The sequence below is a fragment of the Actinomycetota bacterium genome (assembly GCA_014360655.1).
GTDB lineage: Bacteria > Actinomycetota > Geothermincolia > Geothermincolales > RBG-13-55-18 > JACIXC01.
The window spans coordinates 239,245-263,617 of sequence record JACIXC010000001.1; the positions used below are offsets into that span (position 1 = coordinate 239,245).

Consider the following 24,373-nt stretch of genomic DNA (forward strand, 5'->3'; position numbering starts at 1 on the left):
CCGTTAATGCCTTACACCCGCCGCTCTTTCCCGCTTCCTTCCATTTTTCTATAAGCTATATCGGTATCCCTTCGCCCCCCATTTACGGAAGGCGCCCCGCGAGGGAAGGGTCTCGCCGCGGCGGGCCTCGTCGCGATATAACGGCTTCACCGCTCCGGCCCTTTGGAGTGGTCGTGGAATCCCGCTGCCCGAGGCGGCCGTTTCACGCTCTCGCGTCGCACCCAGCACCTCCACGCGGCGCAACGGAGAGAACCAGCATGGCGACCAGGGCGAGCCCTGCGCCGACAAGGAAAGCGGGCCGTGCACCCACCGTGTCCCACAGCAGCCCCATGAGCAGCGAGGCCGGGAGCACGGTCACGCTGATCACGAAGTTGAAGATCCCGTACGCGCTTCCCCTCTGCCGGGTAGGCACCACGTCGGCCACGTATGCCTTGAGGACGCCCTCCGTCAGGTAGTAGAACCCGTAGACCACGAAAAGGAGCCATATCCAGCCCGCCCCGGTAAGGAAGGCGAAGCCGCAGTAGGCCAGCACGTAGATGGACCAGCCTGCCACGATCACCCTCTTCCTTCCCAGGCGGTCGGAGAGGCGGCCGCCGGGTATGGACACGGTGGCCTTGACCACGTGCAGGACCCCCCACAACGCCGGCAGCAGGGCCAGGGGAAAACCGCCTGCCCGGCGCGCACGCAGCAGGAGAAAGGCGTCGCTCGAGTTTCCCAGGGTGAAGAGGAAGACGGCGGCGAGCAGCCATTTGAACCGCCGGTCGAAGGGCCTGAGGCTCAACCGCAGGGGAGCCGCCGGTTGCTCTCCCGCGGTCTCCTTTACAAGCTCTCCCGCGGCCTGCCCGTCCGCGCACGCAGGGCTTTCCGCCTCCCGCACCTGCCAGGCGAGGAGGAGGATGCCCAGGAAGACGGGCAGCATGGCCAGGGCGAAGATGGTGCGATACCCGAGGGAAAAGGCGGTGACGAGGAGGGAGGCCGCGGCCGCTCCCAGCAGCGCTCCGCTGTGATCCATGGAACGGTGGTAACCGAAGGCCCGCCCCCGCGCCGCCGGATCGCAGGAATCGGCGATGAGGGCATCGCGCGGAGCGGTCCGCAGCCCCTTGCCCACCCGGTTGCAGAACCAGCCGATGAGCGCCTGCCAGGGCGCGGCGGCCAGGGCCAGCGAACCGCGGGAGAGCGCAGAAAAAGCGTATCCCCCCGTCACCAGCCCCTTGCGCCGCCTCAAGCGGTCGGACCACCAGCCGGAGAAGAGGTTGAGCAGGCTGGCCACGGAATCGGCTAGGCCCTCGACCAGCCCCAGGAACCAGGCCCCCGCGCCGAGGAACTCCGTGAGGAAAGTGGGAAAGAGAGGGTATACCATCTCGCTGGAGAGGTCGTTACAGAAACTCACCAGGCCGAGGATGAAGACGTTGCGCGAGAACCCCGCGATGTCGCCTCCACTCTCACCGCCACCCGCGCCTCTTCTCATGCTTCCCGGTCCTCCATGATCTCCCGCACCAGCTCAAGGGCCTGGACCCTGGCCTTCTCCAGCGCTTTTCTTCCCTTCGCCGTAGCCGTGTAATACACGCGGCGACGACCCCCCTCCACCCCGCTCCAGCTCTTCAGGTAACCATCCCTTTCCAGCTTCCGCAGGGTTGGGTAAAGGGTGCCCGGGCTGATCGAATAACCGTGCCGGGCAAGCTCGCTTGACATCCCCACTCCGCTGATGCTTCCTCTTGCGGCGTGGTGGAGTATGTGCACCTTCACGAAACCCAGGAACAGATCTCGGTACATTTTCATATCATATCTGAATTCGATATCGTGTTCCGATATTAACTCTTGGCCCGATCATCGTCAAGCAACCAGTGTGCACTGAACGTCCACGCTGAGAAGCGGACGAGCGGCGCACTGCAGGCCAAGACCAAGGATAAACGGGAGCCGCACGCTCGTGCGCGGAAGCTCCTCTCGTGAGGGGAAGGCCGCCCTTACGCTTCGCTTTCCACTTCCCCTTCCCCACCTTCCGCACGGGCACCGAAGGGATCGGGAAAGTCGCTGAAGGTCGACTCGCAGGGGTGGCCGTAGGTGACCAGGAGCCTGCGGCTGCGCGGCAGCATGATCAGGGAGCAGGTGGTGGCGAAATAAGGCCCGTGCCGGCATATGGTGTTGTCGTCCCCGCGCCCGCTCTCGCCGTGATCGCTGAAAACACTCCACAGGTCCTTGATGGTCACGGTCTCCAGGGCCGAGAGCAGCTGTACCGCCCTCGCGTAACGCAATTCGCTCGATTCGTGCACGCGCACCCCCCTGAGGGCCTGCACGTTGCGGCTGGTGTAGTAGGCGTTGCGCGGCACGTCGTAAGAGATCATCTCCCGGCAGCGGTAGTGGTTGGTGGCCACCAGGATGCCCTCCTCCGCCTCGCGCACCCCGCAGAAGTTGGGGGAAAGTTCCACTGCCAGCGTCTTCCCCGTTGCGTCTGCCAGCAGGATCAGGGCGCCTCCCGACCTCCTCCGCGAGCAGAGCAGTTCCGCCGCCTCCTCCACGTTGGCACAGGTTTCCAGGGCCTCCTGGACCAGCACGGAGACGGGGACGTTGACGCTGGGTATATCCGTGCCGTACCCGTGGTTGTAGGAAACGCACAGGCCGTGCTCGTTCATGCCGTCATGGCATCCCGCCATGGTCGCCATGGTCACGTCTATGGTGGAATAAGTCTCCGCGGAGCGGCATAGGCGGGTCATGAAATAAGGTTGAAAGGCCGCCGGGTAATCGTAATTCTTGATCACCAGCACCTCGCGCAACGCGCTCCTCTCCTCTCCCACCGCCGCCGCGGTGCATGCTCCTATGCGGTAATCGATGCCGGCCATGACGGTCTCCGCCGCCAGGGGCACGTAGAGCATGACCTCGTCGATGCCCGATCCCTTGCTTATGCCTTCCATGCGCATCTTCTGCCGGGGGCAGTGATCCGCGAGGTCCCTCTCCATCTCGCGCGCCGCCCTGTGCGCCCGTATCGAGAGGTAGAGGCGTGCGGGCAGAAGCGCGGGTTTGCCCCGGTTGAAAAACTCGTTCCTGGTAATATTTGCAAAGTAATGGCGGACGGCCTCCCTCATCTGAAGGCCCTGCTGGTATCCCATCTCGTAATGGTTGCCCTGGAGGTCGAAAAGGCGGACCTGCCTCCGCCCCGGCGCGTCTCCCTCTCCGTAGGTGCTTCCCAGCTCCAAGGTATCGGGCATACTCACCTCACAAGACACCGTTCCGGGCACCGAGAATATATTAGCTCATAAACCCGGTGTACACGATATTTCTTGAATTCCTTGTTCCCGTGTTCCGCTCACCGGCGCCGAGACCTTACAATATGCATGAGGTGACCCGGGAATGCGCAGTGCCGCATGTAACCGCTCGCGGCGACGCGCGCCGCGCGCGCACCGTCTGCGGCAGGTCCGCAGGGAGGTGGCGAGGACCGTGGAACACGATCTGAGAGAGTCGAGGTTCACGGGATGCCTGCTGGGATCGGCGGTGGGCGACGCCCTGGGCATGCCCCTGGAAGGTATGCGCGCCACCTCCATCCGGGACCGCGTGGGGAGGGTGCGCGATTTCCTGGACGCGCCCTGGAGGATGTTGAAGGCCGGGCAGTGGACGGACGACACCAAGATGATGCTCTGCCATGCCCGCAGCATCGTGAGAAAGGGCCGCGTGGACGCGCCGGACACGGCACGCGAGTTCCTCGCCTGGTTCAAGTCGGGTGACTGGCGGGGCATCGGGGGCTCCACTTACGAGGCCATGCAACGCCTGCTGGCCGGCGTCCCGCCCGAGGAAAGCGGGGCGAGCGGCGAGATGGCGGCGGGCAACGGCGTGGCCATGCGTATCGCGCCGGTGGGCCTCGCGGATTGCCTCGACCTCGAGCGGCTGCGCGAGGACGCCCGCGCCGTAGCCGTCATCACCCACAATAACCCGGAGGCGGTGGCGGGGGGCCAGGCCGTGGCCTTCGCGGTGGCCCGCGCGGCCCGCGGGGACCTGGACCCCGCCACCCTCCTGGAGGAAACCGTACGCTTCATCGGCCCCTGCGCCCTCGCCGAGCGCCTGCGCCTCGCCGGCAGGTTCCTCACCGAGGAGATGGGGCCGGAGGAGGCGCTGGCCCGGCTGGGAACCAGCGGCTACGTGGTGGAGACGGTGGCCAGCGCCTTCTTCTGCTTCCTGCGCTCGCCCCGGGATTTCGAGGAGACCGTTTCCCGCGCCGTGGAGGGCGGCCTGGATACGGACACCACCGGCGCGGTGGCGGGGGCGATAAGCGGTGCCTTCAACGGCCTGGAGGGCATACCAGGGAGGTGGCGCGAGGGCGTGGAGGCGGCCGCGGAGATAACGGCACTGGCGAGGAAGATCTTCTCCCTCGTGACATCGGAACGTTAGCCCACGCCGCCCACCAGAAATCAAGTCATCGGAAATCCGGTTCAACAGACTTCATTTTCAAGCTCCCTGGCGACATCGCAGTATCGGCCCATACCGGCCACGGGCGGAAAACCCCGCGGTCGCCCGCCGCGTCGGGGATGCCGGCCGCCCGCCGCGTGCACGAACATCCGCGCCGCCGCCTCGAAAGCCTGCGGCCTCGCGAAAACGGCCGGCTCCCGGCAAACGCGCCCCGGCACCGGGGCGAAAGCCGGTTTAAAAAATCCCGCGCCGGAGATAATGATCAATAAGTCCGTCATTATGGGATGATCGGTCAATGCGTGGCGTGCGAGGAGCGCGAAAGGGGGGAGGGAAGATGGAGAACCCGGAACTGGAATTCCTGCTCTACCTGCTGAACCGCTACATCAGGAACAGCGACATAGACCCCGCGAAGCTGTCCGTGGCGGAACTGATGGAGAACATCAACGTCAACCTCACTCCCGTCGGCGGCGGCTAACGGACAGCGGGGCGAGCCATTCGGCGGACGACCCGCCTCCCCGGGAAGCCGGAGCCGCCTCCCGGGGAGGCTTTGATCGCTTCACGGGCGGGATCGCGGTCCCGCAGTCGTGACGCGGCAAGGAGCGGGGGCCCGAAGGCGGGGCGGGAGCGGGCGCGACTGGCCACGCGCGGCCCTCGACTTCAGGAGGGGTTTTCCAGGAAATAGCGCCGCGGGTCGAAGATGCGCACGTCGTGCAGCTCTCCCAGGGTGGGCGGTTCCACGCGCCGCAGCTGCGGCGCGGCACGCATCTCCCAGCCGCAGTCGGCCTGGATGCGCCGCGCCGCCTCCCTGTCGTCGGGGCCCGCGTGGGGGAAATAAGCCGTGAGCACGAGCCGCTCCTCGCCGGGGAGCTTCTCGAACACCCCCATGGTGGTGACCACGGTGCGCACCCTCTCGCCGGGAGCGGTGACGTAGGAGACCCTTTCCGGGGTACGCAACCTGTCCTGCGCCACGGTGACCAGAACCTCTTCCGCTCCCAGCGCCACGTCGCAGGCGCCCCCCGAACCCACGAGGAAGAGCTTGAGCTCGGGTATCTTGGTGGAGTTCAGGTTGCCGCGGCTGTCCACCTGCCCCGCCCCCAGCGCCCCGATCGCCCGGCTGCTCTCCGCTCCCACCATCGATCCCAGCACGGTGAGTATGTCGGTGAGCATGGTGCAGGTGGGGATGTTGCGGAAGTTGAAGATGAAGGGGTCTCCCGGCCGCGGCGTGTACCCGTAGAAGCCCACCTCCGCCATGAGCTCCACCGGGTGGCCTTCCCGGCGCAGGTCATACCACGCTTTCCAGGCGGCCAGGTTGGAGGCGCCGATGCCGGCCAGTATGGTGCGGTATCCCCTCTCGAGCACCCGTTCCCGCAGGAGACGGGCGGCCTCGATGACCATCATCTCCATCGGGCTGTACTCCTCCGTGGCGGGGATGGAGGGGGCCCGCGTCGCGAGCTCCGAGCGCCAGGAGTCGGAGGCCGACCGGCCCTTCAGGAACCATATCCTCTCGTAACCAAGTTTTTCCAGGTAGGCGTCGTGGTCCTCGACGCCCAGGAGCCATTCCTCCACCCAGGCGCGCAGGGAAGCGTCGTCCCGGCAGGCCTCTCGCAGCGCGAGCATGAACTCCTCGTCCTCGGCGTAGGCGTCGAACTCCGCGACGCCCAGGTTGCTCGCGCCCGAGGGATGCACCCCCATGGGAGCGGGGCAGACCGCGCGCACGAGGTAACCGGGTACCTTTACGAAGTGAGAATAGCGGCGCAAGAAGGAGGTGGGCACCACCTTCTCCACCGTCACCAGCACTCCCTCCCGGGCGGCGAAGGCGGCGTGAGCGTTCTCGGCATAGGGCGGGGTCAACAGCACGTTTCCCGCGCGGTCGGCCGCCAGCGCGTGCAGCAGCGTCAGGTCCGGGCGCAGGGCGCGCAACATGCCGAGACGGCTGCCGTCCGGCATCTCCACCACCCTAAAATCATCGGCGTTCTCCTCCTCCATGGAGCTGCCCGCGAGGGAATGGGTGGGCATCCACTCGACCCCCAGCGCCCCCGCCAGCAGCCGCTGGGGCAGGGTGAGTACCGTCCAGTTCTCTATCTCCAGCCTGCCCTCCCGGTAGGCTTCCTGGTAGACGCGGTTGGGCCCGGGAAAGGGGTAGGAGTCACCGCAGAAGGCGGTGATGAGCCGGCGCGCCAGCCCCCCCTGCACGAAGAGGACCATGTTGGCGATGAAGCCGAGGGAGGAAACGGTGAAACGCGGATCCCGGCCCCAGAAACGGCGGCATATCTCGTAGACCGCCGCATTGGGGCGCATGTAGGCGTGCCCCACGTGCAGGTGCATGCCTGGACGCACGAATCGCGAAACCGCCTCCCGCAGGTCCATCACCTTGTCGGTGGAGGGTTCCCGCTCCGCCAGCTCGACCTTCTCCTCGACCCTGCGCGCGAACACGCCGAACATCGCCGTCACCCCTGTCTTTCCTGCCTGCCGGGACGGGATTTCTGCTATACTATAACACGCCCCGCGGCGGTCAAGGACGAGCTACCGGACGGCCACATGCAGGGGCAGATGCGCGCGAAAGCGGCTCGAGCGGCGGCTGCCAGGCCGCCCGGCCGCTTCCTGCACGGCGGCGACCCGCCGCGAGGCCGTGCACGGGCGGACGAGCCGCCGCGCGAGGGAGAGGCGAGGGACGGAGAGGAACGAAGGAGTGAGGACTTTGCTTAAGAAACTTCTTACCCCGCTGCGCATCAGGGATCTCGAGCTGCGCAACCGCATCGTGATGACCGCCATGCACCTGAACTTCACGCCTGACGGCAGGGTGAACGACCGCATCGCGGCCTTCTACGAGGAACGGTCCAGGGGCGGAGCGGGCCTGATCATCGTGGGCGGTTGCATCATCGACGACTACGCCGGCGCCTACTGGATGCTGGACATGCGCGACGACTCCTGCATCGAGGGCCACGCCATCCTCGCGGACGCCATCAAGAAGCACGGGGCGGCGGCGGCCTGCCAGCTCTACCACGCCGGGCGCTACTCGCATTCCGTTTCCATGGAAGGGAGGCAGGCGCTCGCTCCCAGCCCGGTGACCTCCCGCTTCACCAGGGAAGAGCCGCGGGGGATGACGCTGGAGGACATCAAGCGCACCGTGCAAGCTTACGCGGACGCGGCGCGGCGCGTGAAGGAAGCGGGTTACGACATGGTGGAGGTGCTTGCCTGCACCGGCTACCTCATCTGCCAGTTCCTCTCGCCCATCACCAACCTGCGCGACGACGAGTACGGGGGCTCGTGGGAGAACCGCATGCGCTTCGGGCTGGAGGTGGCAGACGCCGTGCGCGAGGCCGTGGGCCCCGCCTATCCCGTCTGCTTCCGCATCGCCGGGCACGACTACATGGAGGGCGGCAACACCAACCGCGAGTGGGCCCTCTTCGCCGCGGAACTGGAGAAACACGGCGTGGATCTCATCAACGTCACGGGCGGCTGGCACGAGACCAGGGTGCCCCAGCTCCCCATGTCCGTGCCCCGCGGCGGTCTCTCCTACCTGGCGGCGCACGTCAAGGAGAAGGTCACCGTCCCGGTGATCGCCTGTAACCGCATCAACGACGTCTTCGTGGCCGACGAGATCCTGCGCATGGGGATGGCAGACCTGGTGGGCATGGCCCGCGCCCTCATCGCCGATCCCTACTTCCCCCAGAAGGCCATGGAGGAGAGGTACGAGGAGATCACCCACTGCATCGGCTGCAACCAGGGCTGTTTCGACCACGTCTTCTACCTGCAGCCCGTCACCTGTACGCTCAATCCGCGCGCCGGGCGCGAGCTGGAATACCGCGTGGAGAGGGCCCGCAAGCCCAAGAAGGTGGCCGTGGTGGGAGGGGGCCCCGCCGGAATGAAGGCGGCCCTCACCGCCGCCGAGCGCGGGCACCACGTCACCCTCTTCGAGAAGGGGGAGATGCTGGGAGGGCAGATGAACCTGGCGGCGGTACCTCCCGGTCGGGAGGAGTTCTGGACCGCGGTCGAGGACCTGGAGGCGCAGCTCGACAACGCGGGCGTGGAGTTGCGCCTGGAGACGGAGGCCGACGCCGCGACCCTGCGCGAGGAGGGTTTCGAGGCGGTGGTGGTGGCCACCGGTGCGCGCCAGGCCGTCCCGCCCATCCCCGGCATAGACCTGCCTCACGTGGCCATGGCCTGGGATATCCTGGAAGGCAAGGCGGACCCCGAGGGGAAGAACGTCGTGATCATCGGCGGCGGCGCGGTGGGATCGGAAACGGCTATGTACGTGGCCAGCATCGGCACCATATCTGGCGACACCCTCTTCTTCCTGTTCATGAACAACGGGGAGGACGTGGAAACCCTGCGCGAGCTGTGCGGCCGCGGCATAAAGCGGGTGACGGTGGTGGAGATGCTGGACAAGGTGTGCCGCGACGTGGGGCTTTCCACCCGCTGGACCATCCTGCAGGACATGCGCAACCTGGGCATCGACATACGCAGCACGGCGGTGGCGAAGCGCATCGAGAAGGACCGGGTCGTGGTGGAGGTGGACGGGAAAGAGGAGGAGATCCCCGCGGACACCGTGATCATCGCCGTGGGCTCCTGCCCGGCCGACGAGCTCTACCAGGAGCTCAAGGACAGCGGGATGGAGGTGTACGTGGTGGGCGACGCCAGGGAGGCGCGCAAGGCCATCGAGGCCATCCAGGAGGGATACGAGGCGGGCCTGCAGGTCTGACCGGCGCGGGCCCGCTGGCTTATTTTCCCCGGGGATTTTTTCCCTGGGGATGTTTTTCCCCGGGGATTTTTTTCCAACGGGATATGGAAGTACGTTCGCGAAGGATGGTTGCCCTGCCCTTCCGGCCCCTACCCCCTCTCTCCCGGCCCGGGGCCCGGGGCGGCTGTTTCGCCCGGCGGTCCATTGCGCGGGCCGCGGCCCGGGGAACGAGCGCCGTAGACCGTTTCCCGCAAGCGTGCGGGCTCCGCTGTGGATATGCCCCGGCTAGCCCTGGTCGCGCGGGGGCGTGTACCGGTACCGGTGGAGGGTTTCGCGCGCCAGGCTCACCAGCTCGCTGATCATGGCGTCCATCTGGAACCCGTGCTTGACCACCTGCTCCAGCATGTCCTTCTGGCGCTCGTTGAGCTCGCCCACCTTTTCCCTCCCCACCGTGCTGGCATAGGATATCATCACCGTGAGGGGGGTTCGCAGGTCGTGGGACATGGTTGACCGCACCTTCTCCAGGGTCTGCAGCACCTCGAGCACATCCCCTGCCGGTCCCTCCCGCGCGGCCCGCTCTTCCGCGCGCGCGCCGGCCACCGCGTCCGCGTCGCCCCCCTCCTCCTTGCCGTGTTTCATGAACTCGCGCACCGCGCTGGCGAAGGTGTCCACGTCCACGGGCTTCTGGATGTAGCCGTCGAACTTCCTGATGACCTCATCCCTCTCCTCCTCCTTGAGGGAGGCGCTCAAAGCCACGATGGGCACCTGGCCCATGCCCTCCACCTCCCTCAGGCTGTCCGCGACCGCACAACCGTCAGCCTCCGGGAAGTGCAGGTCGAGGAGGACGAGCTGGGGGGCCTTCTCGCGCGCCAAGGCGATGCCATCACCGGGTTTCTCCGCGGTGAGGACATCGAAACCCTCGGACTCGAGGAGTTGTTTCACTATCCTGCGCTCCACACCGCTGTCTTCGATGTAGAGGACTACCGGCCTGACCACGTCCCTCCTTTCCGTCGCTCATATATAATCGGAACGTGATCCCGTCTTCATTAGGGATAAAAATGGTCCCGTCTACATCAGGGATAAAACCGTTGGGGATAAACGGCCGCATTCCACGGCCTTCATTTTCCCGCCACGCGGTATTGCATTATAATTCCCCTGGACGCGCCCGGCGCGGGCGCGCGCATGCCGGGCCCGGAGTGGGCGGCTGCGGCGTCTGCCGGCGAAGGCGGCTGGCGCGAGGGGCGGCACGGGCGCGCGGGATGAAGAGGACGCAGAAAGCGAGAAAGGGACGGGAAAAGGGGTGTCGCACTTGCAGGTCGTGAGCTTCGAGGATTATTCCTTCGGCAGCAACACCTACCTGGCGGTTAACGAGGAGAGCTCCCAGGCGGTGCTCATCGACGCCGGGGTTTCCGCATCCAAGGTGCTCGACTACCTGGAGGAGAACGGGCTGCAACTGGTCGCGGTGCTGCTCACCCACGGCCATCCCGACCATCTCCTGGGCCTGAAGGAAGTTGTCGACGCCACGGGCGCACCGGCCTACATGCACCCATCCGACGCGGCCATGGCGCGCGCCATACCGCCGCTCTTCCTGAACATGCTGGGCCTGGACGGGCTGCCCCTCCCCGATGACTTTCTCCCGCTGCAGGACGGCCAGGAGCTGGAACTCGGCGGCATGCGCTTCAAGGTGCTGCATACCCCCGGCCACTCGGAGGGAAGCGTGTGCTTCCTCGCGGACGGCATCCTCTTCGCGGGAGACCTCGTCTTCCGCGGTTCCATCGGTCGCACCGACTTTCCCGGTGGCTCCCTGAAGACGTTGCTGCGCTCGGTGAAGGAGAAGGTGTTCACCCTCCCGGGTGACACGCGCATCCTCCCCGGGCACATGGAGGCCACGGTGGTCGGATGGGAGAAGCGCACCAATCCCTTCCTCATCGGTATCTGAAGAGCCCGCAGGCGCTCGAAAGCCCTCCGCGATCCACGTCGCCATGAGCGCGCCATCGCCGTCTTCCGGAACGGGTGAAAAGGATATTCCCCCGCCGGCGTATAAGTAACTTGAGGCACGGACCGGGGTGCGTGCGTCGGGTAAGCCAAGGTGATGAAGCCGAGGTGATGGCGATGAGCCCGCAGAGGGAAGAGAAGGCGATGCAGCGGAGGGTGGTGGTCTCACTCACCCTCCTCGTGACGCTGCTCGCCCTGGCCCCCATCGGCTACATGGTCATCGAGGACATGTCCTACAACGAGGCCCTCTACATGACGGTGATAACCGTTTTCACGGTGGGGTTCAGGGAGGTGCGTCCCCTCTCCACGGCGGGCATGTATTTCACCATCTTCGTCATATTCACGGGGGTCATCAACCTCTTCTTCATCATCTCCAGCCTTATCAGGTATACCTTCGGGGAGGCCCTGAGGGAGACTTTCGGGAGGAGAAGAATGGACCTTCGCATCAGGAAGCTGCGCGATCACTACGTCGTCTGCGGTTTTGGGAGGGTGGGAGAAGTGGTGTGCGAGACCCTGGCGGAAGCGGGCGTCGAGTTCGTGATCATCGAGAAAGACCCTGCCCGCATCGTGGAAGCCACGGACCGGGGTTATCTCTACCTGGAGGGTGACGCCACGGACACGGAGATCCTCGTCTCCGCCGGGGTACGAGAGGCGCGGGGGGTGGTCTGCGCCCTGGAGAACGACGCCGACAACCTCTTCACCACCCTCTCCGCGCGCACCCTCAACAAGGACACCGTCATCGTCACCAGGTGCGTGAGCCAGGACTCCGTGGACAAGCTGCGCTACGCGGGAGCGGACCAGGTCATCTCCCCCTACATCCTGAGCGGGAAGCGCATGGCCACCTTTCTCCTGCGCCCGGGCGTGTACGACTACCTCGACCTGGTGGCGCACGGCGTCTCCCTGGAATACCGACTGGAGGAGCTGCTCGTGCACGAAGGCTCGGCCCTGGCCGGAAAGACCATCGGCGAGATGGATGTGAAGGCACGCACGGGGGCCATGATCATCGCGGTGCGCAGGGCGAGCGACGGTGGGTTCAACACCAACCCCGACAAGGACACCCGCATCGACGCCGGCGACCTCCTCATCGCCCTGGGGAAGGAGGAGGACCTCGCCGGCCTGGAGAAGATCAGCGGCATCAAGCCCTAACACCTTGGGCCCACGACTCACTTCGTCCCTCACCGGGGCACAAGGGTAAGGCACGAGGGTCGCACGCACGGGGGTCGGGGCTCGCTTTGCGCCCTTTGAAAGGCCTTTCTAAGGTATCCGCGCCCGCCAAGGCAATCTCCGGAATCCCTGATCCTCCCGCCTCCGGTTGAGATCGCCGCGTCGGCGCTCCGCGCTTCCTCGCAATGACGTTATTCGTTATGCCTCCGGGCCATGACGTGGTCGGCGGGCTATCCCGTTTTCCCCAGGCATGGACGGTACCTGACCCCGTTGGCGTTCAGACATGGACTGGATCTGACCCCATCGGTGGTGCCCGGCGTCAGGAGCCGTCCGCGGCCGCGGTGAAGACCAGCTCCAGGTCGTCGACATAGAGCGCTCCCCCGCCCTCGAGGTTGACGCGCACGAACAGGCTGGCCGTCTCTCCGTCCAGGGGGATGGCGAGCTCGAAGGGACTCCAGCCGCCGCTCCCCCTCCCCAACTCCGCGGCGACATGGCCCTGGAGCCCCGTCGCCCGCATGGCGAACGCCTCCACCCATGCCCTGCCCGTCACGGATTCCCCGCGCAGCATCCCCTTCAGGCGCAGGGTACCCTTCTCGCCGTGCAGGCCGCACACCGACTGGGAAAAAGCGGTAACCGCGCCCGGGCCGCTTCCCGGCGCGTTGGCGATGCGCAGGGCGTTTCCCCTCCCGGGAGCGGCAGGAACGAGGGCGTAAAGGGGAGGTCCGGCAAACCCGCTGACGTGGCAGTGCCAGTGGCGGACTCCCTCCTCGAAGGAGGGGTTGCGCAGGAGGTTCACGCCGGGCGAGGGGAAGGTCTCCCTCTCCTCCATCACCAGCGAGAGTTCGTCGAACCAGGCGCGCCCCGTGCCGTACATGCCGCATTCCAGCCAGACCCCCCTGGCCTCCGGCGGCACGTGGCAGCGCAGCTCGACCGGGGCCCAGTCGCGGTCGCCTTCCAGGTCATCGCTGTGGGCGATGACCAGGGTCTCCATCTCGCCTCCCTCCTGCGCCGCACCGCGGACGATGATCCCCAGGTACGCTTCGCCCTTCAGCCCCTCCGTCTTTATGTATCCCCTGAAAACGACGTCGTGGTCGAGGGGGAGCACGCCCAGGAGCATCACCCATCCCGCGTCCACGAAGGGACTTTCCCGGGAGCTGACCGCGGCACTGGCGAACCCTCTATAGGAACGGTTCTCGTCCCGGTACACCAGTGCGCCCCCCTCCTCGCCCTTTTTCTGCCAACCGTAGGCCTCGCTCAGCGTGCCCACCTCGAAGCTGTAGTTCTCGATGAGGTTGCTGCCCAGCGGGATGCTGGAGGCCGGGTGCCCTTCTTCATGGTGGACGTGCTCCTCCTCAGCGTGCTCCTCCTCCGCGTGCTCGTGCTCCTCGTGCTCGTGCTCCTCCTCCACGTGGGCGTGGGAGTGGGCGTGCTTGGAGCTCAAACCGACCACCACCTCCCTGCGCACCAGGTACTGCACGGGCACGGAGATCGCCAGCGCGGCGACGATAACGGCGATGAGGAGGATATCCCGTTTTCCGATCCTCTTTCCCGGGCGCATACGCACTCCCTTTCCCTTCCGCAGGGACCACCGCCTCCGGGCGCCACCTGCCGGCCCGTCGCGGCCTTCACCTCCGGCATCCGTGTTCCGCCATACACGAGCTGCACGGCGTTCCTGCAACAACGGGCCGGAACAAGCCCCCATAACAGGACTCCCATGCCAATACTGCCGGTATGATAAATCGGCGTCAACGCCGTGCGGCTTCACACGTCGGGCATCCTCACGCGTTGGAGGGACCCGCCCGCGGGGTCTTTCTCCGCCGAGAACCACCGCCGGCTCCGGGCACGCTGTGGGAGGGCAATGCCCGCCTACTCGCATGATTACCACAGGAACGGTATAAATCTATTAATATTAATACATCTCCCGCGCATCCCGCGGCGGGGAAGCGGGCTGCGCGCCGTGGGGGCGGATGACACGAAACGAAGGTGATCCGCGAAACGGGTGGGATGGTTTGATGTGACGGCAAGGTATGGCGCATGTCGGGGTAAGGCTTGACCGAGCGGGGGCAGGACTTGATGGGATGGGGCGTGATGGGTGATGAAGGTATCGGCGCCTGAAATCGAGGCGGGTTGAGGAGGTTTCACTTGAAAGAGGTCGCTTTCCTGTCAAGCCTGGTCACGGGCTCGCGCTCCAAGATGGTGCTCCTGGTGTTGGACGGCCTGGGTGGCCTTCCGCACCCGGACACCGGCCTCACGGAGTTGGAGACGGCGAGGACCCCCAACCTGGACGCCCTGGCCAGGGAATCCATATGCGGGCTCATCCACGCCATCGGTCCGGGCATCACCCCGGGAAGCGGTCCCGCCCACATGGCCCTCTTCGGGTACGACCCGGTGCGCTACGAGGTGGGGAGGGGAGTGCTCTCCGCCCTGGGGGTGGGCATGGACCTCGGTCCCGATGACCTGGCGGCGCGGGTCAACTTCTGCACCGTGCAGGACGGGGTGATCGTCGACCGCCGGGCCGGCCGCATCTCCACCGAGGAGAACGCGCGCCTCTGCGAGAAGCTCTCGGGCATAAGGCTGGAGGGCGTCGAGGTCGAGATACGCCCGGAAAAGGAGCACCGCGCCGCCCTGGTCTTCCGCGGCGAGGGGCTCTCGGAGCGCGTCTCCGACACGGACCCCCAGCGGACAGGACTCGCCCCCCTACGCTGCGAGCCCCTGCCGGGAGGCGGCGCGGCGGCGGAGCGCACGGCGGCCCTGGTGAACGAATACCTGGAAAAAGTTTCCATGATACTCGCGGACGAGCATCCCGCCAACATGATCGTCACGCGCGGCTTCGCCAAGAAGCCGGACATCCCGCCGATGACGGACCTCTACGGGCTGCGGGCGGGGGCCGTGGCCACCTACCCCATGTACCGCGCGGTGGCCCGCCTGGTGGGCATGGAGCTCGTCGCAAGCGGCCCCTCCTTCTCCGAGCAGGTGGAAGCCATGGCCGGGGCCTGGGAGGAATACGACTACTTTTTCGTCCACTACAAGTACACGGACAGCCGCGGCGAGGACGGCGACTTCGCGGCCAAGGTTGCCTGCATCGAGGAGGTGGACGAGGCGGTCCCCCGCATCGTGGAGCTGGATCCCGACGTCCTGGTGGTCACCGGCGACCACTCCACCCCCGCCCTGCTCAAGGGGCACAGCTGGCACCCCTCCCCCCTCCTGCTGCGCTCCCGCTGGGAGAGGCGGGACGAAGTGGGTTCCTTCGGCGAGAGCGCCTGTGCCGCGGGAGGCCTGGGAACGTTTTACGCGGTGGACCTCCTTCCCCTCATGCTCGCCAACGCGCAGCGCCTCAACAAGTTCGGAGCCTGAAGGGGACGGAGAATGGGGCACGACATCCCGGCACGCGGTCGAACCGGCGCCGCGACGCGGCCTCACCGGGCCCGTGCAAACGTTTTTTCCGCACGGCGGCTCGTGGGGTGAGGAGGGGCGGGCCTTGCAGGTCACCGGGGGAAAGAAGAAGGATTTCGCCTCCGCGCGCCTGCGGGGAGTGCCCGGTGTCGTGTTGGTGTTTCTTACCTGGGTCATATTCCTCCTTTCCTTTTCCTTTTTCACGTATGTCCTCGCGCAGGCCTATAAGCTGGGCCCGGGCCACATCAGCGCAGGGGAGTTCTTCCGCAGCCTCATCCGCTACGACGCCGCCTACTACCTCGATATCGCCCGCCACGGTTACGCGGCGAGCCTTCCCCTCGGCGGCCGGGAGATCTACGTATCTACGGCCTTCTGGCCCCTGTATCCCCTGCTGATAAGGACCTTCGCGACTCTTACGGCCGGGAATCACATCGCCGCCTCCCTGGCGGCCGCGTGGCTTTCCCTGCTCCTTGCGCTTGTCTACCTCTACAAGCTGGCCCGGCTCTCGTCGGACGACGAGACGTCCCTCCGCTCCTGCCTTTTCGCCCTGCTCTTCCCGACCGCGTGTTTCCTTTTCTTCCCTTACGCCGAGCCGGTCTTCCTCCTCTGCGCCGTCGCGTCCCTTTACCATGCCCGTCGCTCCTCGTGGATACTCTCCGGCATGTGGGGGTTCCTCGCCTGCCTGGCGCGCCCTGTAGGCCTGGCCGTATGCGTGGCCCTGGTGGTGGAGGCGTTGCAACAGTCGGGCTGGAAGCCCGCCCGCCTGCGGCCGCGCATGGCGGCCGTACTGGTGGCGCCCCTGGGCCTGGTCTCGTACCTGGTCTATCTCAGGTGGCGGTTCGGCGACTTCTTCTATTTCGCCACGGCGCACCGCGAGGGATGGCGAACGGGGTTCAACCCCTGGAGCCTCTTTTCCGCGGTGAAGCACCTTTTCGCGCCCGAGAGGCTCTCGGAATTCGTGCGCTATGCGTACCTCCTCTTCTTCTTCCTGCTCTTCGCCGTGCTCCTCGTGCCCGCCTTCAGGAAGCTGCGCCTCTCCCTGGCCGTCTACGGGACTCTCTGCCTGCTCATATCCGCGTTCTTCACTTCCAGCGACCTTCCCCTGCAGAGCATGAACCGCCACGTCATCGTCATCTTCCCGGCCTTCCTCATCCTGGGCTCGTGGGGAGGGAACCGCGACTTCGAGCGTTTCTATATCTTCGCCGGGACCTTGGGTCTGGCCACCTTCACCGCCGTCTACCTCCTGAATTTCTTCTCGGGGTAACGGGTTGGACATGGGGGTCGGACATGGGATGCCCTCCTCCGGCGCAGAGCAACGGCTCGCACGGCGGGGCGGCCGGTAAGGCGCCTTTCATCACGCGTCCACCGCGAAGGCCGCTCGCGCCTGGCTCGGAGGAGCCGCGTATGCCCCACCGGAGGATCCGGGACAGGCCCCATCCGGTGACGCGATATCCCCTTTTCCTGAGGAGCGCGGCCGGCGTCCGTTCAATGATTGCGACCCCGTGGCCGAATTATTTATGGTTGAGCGGGGAGGATGCCGACTCTCCCGCAAAGGCGGGGGGTGGGCGGGGAACCCGGGGCGCCCGCAAGGGAAACCGGAAGCATCGGCCCGCGTGCATGATGGTCAAGGTGTTCGAAGGCTGCGTCTCGCCGCCGGGCGTGACCCGAAAAGGCGGCAAGCCCGGCGAGAAGTGAGCGTGAGGCCGGGAAGGCGGCGTGGAAGGAACACGAGGGATAATGGAAGGGAACCTATTTCCGCGGGACCGGCACCCGGCCTTAAGTCGCGGAAAACGTGAATGCCTCTGGGTTTTCCTGCTCTTCCTGGCCGTCACTTTCGCGTTCTTCTGGCCGGCTCCCCTTCACCTGGCGACCCGGATCATCGGAGACAGGTACGACGCCTTCCTGAACTGCCATATCGTGGCCAGGGTCGCGAGTGCCCTGCCCTTCCGCCCCGGGAGCATGTACCAGCTCGGCTTCTTCTTCCCGGCGAGAGATGTCCTCACTTATTCGGAGCACCTCATCACCCTGGGCCTTCTCGCCCTTCCCGCGTACAGGACGACCGGCAACATCGTGCTCTCCTATAACCTGCTCTTCCTCTCCGGCTTTTTCTTCTCCGCCCTCACCTGCTACGCGCTGGTCAAGTACCTGACGGGCAGCCGCCTGGGAGGAGTCGCGGCCGGGCTCTTTTACGCCTTCTGCCCCTACCGCTTCGCCCAGCTCGGTCATATCCAGATCATCTTCTCGCCTTTCCTGCCGCTCATACCCCTCTACCTCTTCAAGTACATGGAGACGGGCAGGCGAAGGGACCTGGCGTTCTTCGCGCTCTCTTTCCTGGCGCAATCCCTGGTGGGATGGCACCACGCCGTCTTCTGCGTGCTAGTCTTCGCGCTTTTCTGGCTCTGGCACGCCGCCTTTTCGAAGGGAGGGGGAAAATGGCGGCGCCTTTCCGCGCTCCTGGTCTCCTTCCTGCTCATGCTGGCGGTCCTTTCCGCCGTCGCCGTTCCCTACCTGCAGACCAGGAATCGCCTTCCCGACTTCAACCGGCCCCTCGAGGAGACGGTTTCCTTCTCCCTGCAAGCGGCGGATCTCGCAAGGGTCAAGGATTACAATCTCCTGTACGGCAGGCTGCTGCCGCTGGCGGCCGATGCCTTGACGAGCGATGAGCACATCCTCTTCCCGGGGCTGGTGGTCCCCCTGCTCGCACTCTTCATACTGACGCGCCTTATCGCGCAATGCCTCAGGCGTGGCGGGGAAGATCCCGCCGCCAACGGGACCGGCACGGGGTGCGGCGGCCCCCCTTCCCCCGTTTCCCACGGGCGCGGCGGGGAAGGCGCCGCCGCAGCCACGCGCACGGCCGCGGACCGCAGGGTGCCTTTTTTCGCCGTGCTCTTAATCCTGTGCTTGGTCTACATGGCGGGACCCAAGCCCGGCGGCATTACCAACCCCGTTTACTGGCTGAGCTTTCTCGGCAACCGCCTCAGTTTCATCAGGGTACCCACGCGTTTCTTCGTGCCCGCCTCGCTGTGCCTCGCGGTGCTCGCCGCATACGGGATCTCCCATCTCGCCGGCCATGCCGGGTGGGCTTCCGGGGGATCGCTTGCAAGGCGGGCGTTTCCTGCCCTCCTCGTCCTCCTCCTGCTCTTCGAGGTGGCCTCCTTCCGCGTCCCGCTCTTCGCCGCGCCACGTAAAGACGATCTTCCGCCCGTATACGAACGGCTGCGGGAGGAAGAGGAGGCGACCATCATGGAGCTCCCCGCGGCAGACCTTTTCGACATTCTCTACATCAGCAACCGCCGCATATACTTCGTGCCCGTCAATCCCGTGAAGGGATACGTGGAACGCGAGTGCACTTCCCTGTTCCTCTCCATCCTGCACGGCAAGAGGACGGTCAACGGGTACAGCGGCTACTTTCCTTACCAGTACAACACGGCCTATATCGAGGCGAAGGGTTTTCCATCCGCAAGATCGGTGCGTCTCCTGGCATCCATGGGAGTGGACTACGTGGTGTGGCACTGGGAATGGGTGGAGCCCGAGAGGCGCCAGGAATACGAGGAGCGCCTCTCCTCCACCCCGGGCATCGAGTGGGCCGGGGATTTCGGGATGCAGGGGCTTTTCCGGCTGCTGCCCCAGGAAACGGCGGAAATCGCCGACGTCGAGTTGCAGCTGGTCGCCCCCTCAGTGGCCCCGGAAAGGGAGGAACTCAACCTCGGGCTCATCGCCAGCAACACCTCCGCCCTGCCTTTCATGGCCAACGTCGAGGAGTGGCAGGACTTCGACGCGGTATTCTCGGATGGAAGTAACTGCTATTCCCTGCGCGGCAGGTACCGCCTTCCGCTTTACATGGACGGCGGCGAAAGCGTCTCCATACCCCTCACGCTGGAAAGCACGCCCCCCTCCGGGGATTACAGCCTGGGGATCACGCTTACCGGGGGCGCATTCTCCGGCCGCGCCCTCTCCTCCTCGATCTCCCTCCGCCCCGCGAGCGACTTGACGGGTTCGGGAATCATAGCCGGGAATATCACTCTTTCCGGCGAAGCGTCCTTGACCATCCCTTCACCGGGAGGCCTCTACCCCCTCGTCCTCCAAGCGGAAAACACCGGAGGCATTTTCTGGAAAGCGGCCTGGGAAGACGAGAAGGCGCAGGAATATCCCTACGGACTCGTTTTCCTGGGGACGAACTGGTCCGGGGAGGATAACTGGAGATATAGCGGCCATATGCCCTTCCTGCCCTGTGATCTCTCCCCGGGCCAATCCGCCAGCGTGCCCATGGTATTGAGGGTACCGGACGCAGCCGGCGTCTACCGGCTGAACCTCGCCCTCTTCGACTTCAGGTACGGCATGGTAAGCGAACCACTAAGCCTGGAATTGAGAGTGGGGGAAGGCGCATATGCGAAGTGACGGCCGCGTTGCTCGCCCTTCCCCTTTTCCGGGGATCGAAAGGATGTCGCCCGCGTGCCGATAAGATATTGTTTCGCGCGACGGCGTGGAAAAAGTTAAGGGTTTGAGACGGGAGCTTGTTCTCAAAATGCGAGCGAGCGGGGTCTGCATATGAAGTGCACCAAGAAATGCGAATACTTCAGTGTTTTAGTCTTTTTCCTGCTCATCGCGATCATCTTCACCTGGCCTCTTGCCCTCCACGTGCAGAACTCCTTACCCGGAGATAACGGTATATACGAGGCGACCGGCGAGCTGGGAGGCTACGGTGACGCGCTGCACGCGGCGTGGCTCACCGCCTGGAACGCCAGGGCCATCTTCACCAGTCCCACCAACTTCTTCCAGGGAAATATCATTTACCCGTCACGCGACGTTAACACCTACTCGGAGCACCTGTTCATCCTCGGCGTCGCAGGCGCACCCGTTTATTTCGTGAGCCGCAATCCGGTGCTCACCTATAACTTCCTGTTCTTTCTCGCCCTGGTACTCTCCGCTTTCGGAGTCCACCTCCTGGTCAAGGAGTTGACGGGAAGCCGCTGGGGCGGTCTGGCTGCGGGGCTCTTTTTCTCCTATTGCCCTTTCAGGATGGCCAGGACGGATCATCTCTGGTTCCTCTTTTCCCTTTTCCTGCCCTTCATGCTCCTCTACCTGTTCCGTTACCTGGAAAAGGGCGAGCGCAAAGACATCGCCCTCTTCGCCCTCTTCTTCCTCCTGCAGTCCCTCTCAAGCTGGCATTACACCATGTTCTGCGCCATCTCGGCCGGGCTGCTGCTGATCTGGACGGCGGCACTTTCCCGCCGGCGCGAGACATGGAAACGACTGACGAAAGCCGCGGCGGCCATGGCCATTATGGGGGTTCTCCTCGTGCCCCTGCTCCTGCCCTACCTGCGGACCCATTCCCGCATGCCCGGATTTGAGCGTTCCGTTTCGGAGAATATAACATACTCGGTGCACGCCACCGATTTTCTCAGGATACCGCCTCAAAGCGTTCTCTACGGCGGCGCTCCCGGCCCCTTGCGCTACACGATGGCCTTTCGCGGCGCGGCCCTTTTCCCGGGAATACTGGCGATCGTCTTCATGCTGTCCGGCTTATTCACGCTCCGCAGAAGGCGGTCCGCAAGCGCGGGCCCGGAAGAAAGCCGCGGGGATTGTCCCGAGCCCATCCTCGAAGCGCCCAAGCCCGGGGCAAATTCGATCAGAGAGAAGCTCTTGTCCTTGCGATACCGACTCTTTTTCCTTCTCCTCTTCCTGGTAAGCTTCCTGCTGTCCTGGGGACCACGGCTGGGAAAATTGAGCAACCCCTTTTATGACCTACCTTACAGGCTCGGCATTCTGCGCTTTACGCGTACTCCCATGCGTATTTATCTCCTGGCCATATTGGGCATCTCCGGGTTGATCGGTTTTGGCATCGCCGCCATCGCTGCCGGCTTCTCAAGACGGTTTAAAGACATAAGAAGGGGGAGGATGGCAACGGGGGCCCTGGTGCTGGTCTTCGCTCTCGAGATCGCCACCTTCAACCTGCCCATATATCGCGTACCCGTATGGGGAGAAGTCCCCGACGTTTACGCGTGGGCGGCGGAGCAGGAGAATATCCGGATGATCGAGCTTCCCGTCCCACCCTTATCGCCTCGGACTGCTGTCTATAGCGGGTGGGACATGGACTATATAACCGAGGATCCCGTTAAATACACGGAAACCGACGGTCTCGCCATGTATTACAGCACCTATCACTGGAAATATATAGTAAATGGCCGGAGTTCGTACTTTCCTTATTTTTACCGCCACATATACAATGAAATGGCCTCTTTCCCATCACAAAGGACCCTGGATCTTCTCTCCGGTCTGGGGGTCGATTACGTCATCTGGCATCGCGACTGGGTAGATGACCGGGAAAGGGGCGCCTATGACAATATGTTGCTTTCCTCTCCCGGGCTTTCCGTCGAACGTGATTATGGAAACACCGCCGTCTTGCGCATCAAGCAGGTATGCACCGCCGCCGCCGGGGATATCGGGCTCAGCCTGGTGACCCCGGTAACGGCACCTCAGCGGGAACCGTGCAATATGGGATTCATCATGCGCAACGATACCCCACACCCCTTCGTCATGGCCGTGGAGGAAGCCCAACGGGCCAGGGTCTTGTTCGCCGGAGACGGCGGCATGTTCGAGTTGCATGGCTCTTTTCGCGTGCCGCTGTTCCTGGAACCGGGGGAAGAGGCCTCCGTCCCCCTGTCCCTCCCTGAATCCCCCCCAGCGGGCACATATGATGTGAGGATAGACCTCGAAGCGGGGGTCTTCGCCCCGCGCACCCTTGAAGCGGAAATGTCCTTCCGTACCCAGGAGGAGATGGTGGGCGGCGGGGAACTGGATGGGGCGATATCTTTCGCGAAGGGAAACGAGCCCATCCTGTTACCGGTACCGAACGCCCTCCAAACCGTCGTGCTCCGCGTCGAGAACACCGGTTCCAACCACTGGCTGGCCTCGTGGGACTACGAACATCCCGAGGAGTACCCTTACGCTTTGGTGTACATATGGGCATTCTGGTTCAAGGATGGTCAGCAGACATCGGGTCATGCCATCGGGTTCATTCCGTGTGACCTCTCGCCGGGCCAGGCGGTTTCATTCCCCGTTACCGTAAGGACCCCGGATACTCCGGGCACGTATAACTTGACCACGGCGCTCTTCGACGCTCAATTAGGCCAGTTCAGCAGTTCCACCAGCATACGGGTATCGGTGGGCGAGCAATCGGTGGGCGACCAGACATGAGGGGACATGCACGCATCCTCATTCCACCATCCAGAGGAGGTTATCCACCTCGCTCTCCTCTCCCGCCCAGCGCATGAGATAGGCGGCGAGCTGGGTGGCCAGGACCTTCAAATCATCGGTGTTCAGGTAATGGGAGCAGCAGCGGTCGAAGAGCACGCGGCACTGCGGCGGGAACTCATCGTCTCCCCAGTGGAGCACGAGGAGCAGGGGCACGCGGGGGAAGGCCCTGAACACGAAGGACTCGTCGCCGTATTCCGCCCTTGCCCCTCCCAGGTGGACGGCCGCCTCTCCCAGCAATCCCCTTGCGTAGCCGAAAATCCTGGCCAGGGGCTCCTCAACGGTGGGAACGAGGGTGGCGGCGTAGAACCTGCCTCCCGGCAGGTCCCGGTAGGCTATCCACTCCCCCGTCTCCGGCAAGCCGCAGGAAAGCTTCACGTAGCGGAGGGCCAGCACGCGCAGCGAGAAGCTGTCGATACGGGATGGCACCTTCATCTCGCCCCGGGGCATCGATATCTCCACGGCATCCCCGAAGGAGGGTATGACGAGGCGTTGTACGCCTTCTCCAAGATCTTCGCAGCGGAAGGCGCCGAGTTCGGCCTGGCGGCACAGGTCGGCGTTCCTGATCTCCTCCAGGGCGCCCTCTAATGCCGCCTCCCGGCGCCTTGCGCCGTCATCTACGCCATAAACGTCACCTTCGCTCATGGCCTTTATATTAGCGCAACGGCGCAAGCGTGGCGCGGCCCGAAAACGCCCGGCCCGCCGGGGAGGGCCCGCCGCGCGTCTTTCAGGCGCAGCGGGTTTGCCCGGATTGGAGCATGGTCCGCCTCGTTTCCTCCCGTCTGATGGCGGGGGATCGACGAGGTTGCGATATCGTGCCCGGAGTGAAGTATGGTCCGCCGTATGATCCGCCCTTCGCGAGCGTAAACGCGGGGGCGCAAATGCGTTGCCCCCTCACATCATGCCTTTTTCGCAGGCGCCTGTCTCCGGTGAAGAAAAAAATGGATAACCCTAAGGAGTTACCCTCATATCATGCCTCTTTCGCAGGTGCCGGTCTCCGCTACGCGTCCGCGTCCCCGCCTTCCTCCCCTACCTCGTCCCCGGCCTCGCGGGGCTCATAGGGGTCTTCGTTCCTCGCCCTGCGGCCGATGGCCCGCTTGGAATATCTTCCCCTGCCCTTCCAGAAATCCGGCTCCAGCATCTGCAAACCCTTCACCTCCCGTTATCTTCCGTCATCAAGTCTATAAATTATCAACTATCGTATACAATAATATACTATAATTTACGAAATCAACAACTACATCTTCACTTTCTTCGCATCCAGGGGAATGGCATGCCCATTTCGCCGTTCGTCCCACCTATGCCGTTTGCCGTCGCAATCTTCAGGCCACGCCACCGTAAACGTCACCTCCTACCAACCATCACCGCGGTCACCCCGCTCGATCCATCGCCCGCGATACCCCCACCCTTTGCTTGAGATAAGCACTCAGCGTGAGGAACATGACGCCATTTCCCGCACGGCCGCCAAAACCCAACTCCCACATCTCCACT

16 protein-coding genes and 1 pseudogene are annotated in these 24,373 nt (G+C 64.6%); 9 read left to right on the top strand and 8 right to left on the bottom strand.

Features of this window, described 5'->3' with window-relative positions:
• Positions 1 to 202: 202 nt before the first annotated feature.
• The 3 genes from H5T73_00970 to H5T73_00980 all read right to left on the bottom strand — a co-directional run bounded on the left by H5T73_00970 (position 203) and on the right by H5T73_00980 (position 3,203).
• The gene (locus H5T73_00970) at positions 203 to 1,468 is read right to left on the bottom strand and encodes an MFS transporter (protein MBC7246336.1); all 1,266 of its coding nucleotides are present in this window, start codon (positions 1,466 to 1,468) and stop codon (positions 203 to 205) included.
• Positions 1,465 to 1,773 carry a helix-turn-helix transcriptional regulator gene (locus H5T73_00975; protein ID MBC7246337.1) on the bottom strand — a complete coding sequence of 103 codons (309 nt, stop codon included), beginning with the start codon at positions 1,771 to 1,773 and terminating at the stop codon, positions 1,465 to 1,467. The genes H5T73_00970 and H5T73_00975 overlap by 4 nt, the downstream gene beginning before the upstream one ends.
• A gap of 191 nt (positions 1,774 to 1,964) precedes the next feature.
• The gene (locus tag H5T73_00980; protein ID MBC7246338.1) at positions 1,965 to 3,203 is read right to left on the bottom strand and encodes a hypothetical protein; all 1,239 of its coding nucleotides are present in this window, start codon (positions 3,201 to 3,203) and stop codon (positions 1,965 to 1,967) included.
• Between the two features lie 229 nt (positions 3,204 to 3,432).
• Between H5T73_00980 and H5T73_00985 the strand changes: the two genes are divergently transcribed.
• Both H5T73_00985 and H5T73_00990 read left to right on the top strand, forming a co-directional pair.
• Positions 3,433 to 4,377: an ADP-ribosylglycohydrolase family protein gene (locus tag H5T73_00985; protein MBC7246339.1), complete on the top strand. Its 945-nt coding sequence runs from the start codon at positions 3,433 to 3,435 to the stop codon at positions 4,375 to 4,377.
• Positions 4,378 to 4,729: 352 nt separating this feature from the next.
• Complete coding sequence (locus H5T73_00990; GenBank protein ID MBC7246340.1) at positions 4,730 to 4,870, top strand: hypothetical protein; 141 nt, start codon at positions 4,730 to 4,732, stop codon at positions 4,868 to 4,870.
• Between the two features lie 182 nt (positions 4,871 to 5,052).
• On the opposite strand, the gene H5T73_00995 is transcribed toward H5T73_00990, so the two are convergent.
• Positions 5,053 to 6,837, bottom strand: a complete 1,785-nt coding sequence (locus H5T73_00995) for a glutaconate CoA-transferase (GenBank protein ID MBC7246341.1) — start codon at positions 6,835 to 6,837, stop codon at positions 5,053 to 5,055.
• Between the two features lie 268 nt (positions 6,838 to 7,105).
• Between H5T73_00995 and H5T73_01000 the strand changes: the two are divergent.
• Positions 7,106 to 9,097: pseudogene (locus tag H5T73_01000) on the top strand (FAD-dependent oxidoreductase).
• Between the two features lie 264 nt (positions 9,098 to 9,361).
• Here H5T73_01000 and H5T73_01005 read toward each other — a convergent pair.
• Positions 9,362 to 10,072 carry a response regulator gene (locus H5T73_01005; protein ID MBC7246342.1) on the bottom strand — a complete coding sequence of 237 codons (711 nt, stop codon included), beginning with the start codon at positions 10,070 to 10,072 and terminating at the stop codon, positions 9,362 to 9,364.
• Positions 10,073 to 10,385: 313 nt separating this feature from the next.
• Between H5T73_01005 and H5T73_01010 the strand changes: the two genes are divergently transcribed.
• Together H5T73_01010 and H5T73_01015 are read left to right on the top strand one after the other, a co-directional pair.
• Entirely contained in the window at positions 10,386 to 11,015 is a 630-nt protein-coding gene (locus tag H5T73_01010; GenBank protein ID MBC7246343.1) for an MBL fold metallo-hydrolase, read from the top strand.
• 173 nt (positions 11,016 to 11,188) lie between these two features.
• The gene (locus tag H5T73_01015) at positions 11,189 to 12,217 is read left to right on the top strand and encodes a potassium channel protein (protein ID MBC7246344.1); all 1,029 of its coding nucleotides are present in this window, start codon (positions 11,189 to 11,191) and stop codon (positions 12,215 to 12,217) included.
• A 337-nt stretch (positions 12,218 to 12,554) separates the two neighbouring features.
• Here H5T73_01015 and H5T73_01020 read toward each other — a convergent pair whose 3' ends face one another.
• Positions 12,555 to 13,793 (bottom strand): hypothetical protein, encoded by a 1,239-nt coding sequence (locus tag H5T73_01020; GenBank protein MBC7246345.1) that lies wholly within the window; start codon positions 13,791 to 13,793, stop codon positions 12,555 to 12,557.
• 635 nt (positions 13,794 to 14,428) lie between these two features.
• Between H5T73_01020 and H5T73_01025 the strand changes: the two genes are divergently transcribed.
• The 4 genes from H5T73_01025 (at position 14,429) to H5T73_01040 (ending at position 22,825) form a co-directional block, all read left to right on the top strand.
• Complete coding sequence (locus H5T73_01025) at positions 14,429 to 15,589, top strand: 2,3-bisphosphoglycerate-independent phosphoglycerate mutase (GenBank protein ID MBC7246346.1); 1,161 nt, start codon at positions 14,429 to 14,431, stop codon at positions 15,587 to 15,589.
• A 124-nt stretch (positions 15,590 to 15,713) separates the two neighbouring features.
• Entirely contained in the window at positions 15,714 to 16,892 is a 1,179-nt protein-coding gene (locus H5T73_01030) for a hypothetical protein (GenBank protein MBC7246347.1), read from the top strand.
• A 473-nt stretch (positions 16,893 to 17,365) separates the two neighbouring features.
• A complete protein-coding gene (locus H5T73_01035) occupies positions 17,366 to 20,026 on the top strand; it encodes a hypothetical protein (protein MBC7246348.1) in 2,661 nt (886 codons plus the stop codon).
• Between the two features lie 150 nt (positions 20,027 to 20,176).
• Entirely contained in the window at positions 20,177 to 22,825 is a 2,649-nt protein-coding gene (locus H5T73_01040; GenBank protein ID MBC7246349.1) for a hypothetical protein, read from the top strand.
• 18 nt (positions 22,826 to 22,843) lie between these two features.
• On the opposite strand, the gene H5T73_01045 is transcribed toward H5T73_01040, so the two are convergent.
• The gene (locus H5T73_01045; GenBank protein ID MBC7246350.1) at positions 22,844 to 23,527 is read right to left on the bottom strand and encodes a DUF3786 domain-containing protein; all 684 of its coding nucleotides are present in this window, start codon (positions 23,525 to 23,527) and stop codon (positions 22,844 to 22,846) included.
• 355 nt (positions 23,528 to 23,882) lie between these two features.
• A complete protein-coding gene (locus H5T73_01050) occupies positions 23,883 to 24,029 on the bottom strand; it encodes a hypothetical protein (GenBank protein MBC7246351.1) in 147 nt (48 codons plus the stop codon).
• Positions 24,030 to 24,373 lie beyond the last annotated feature (344 nt).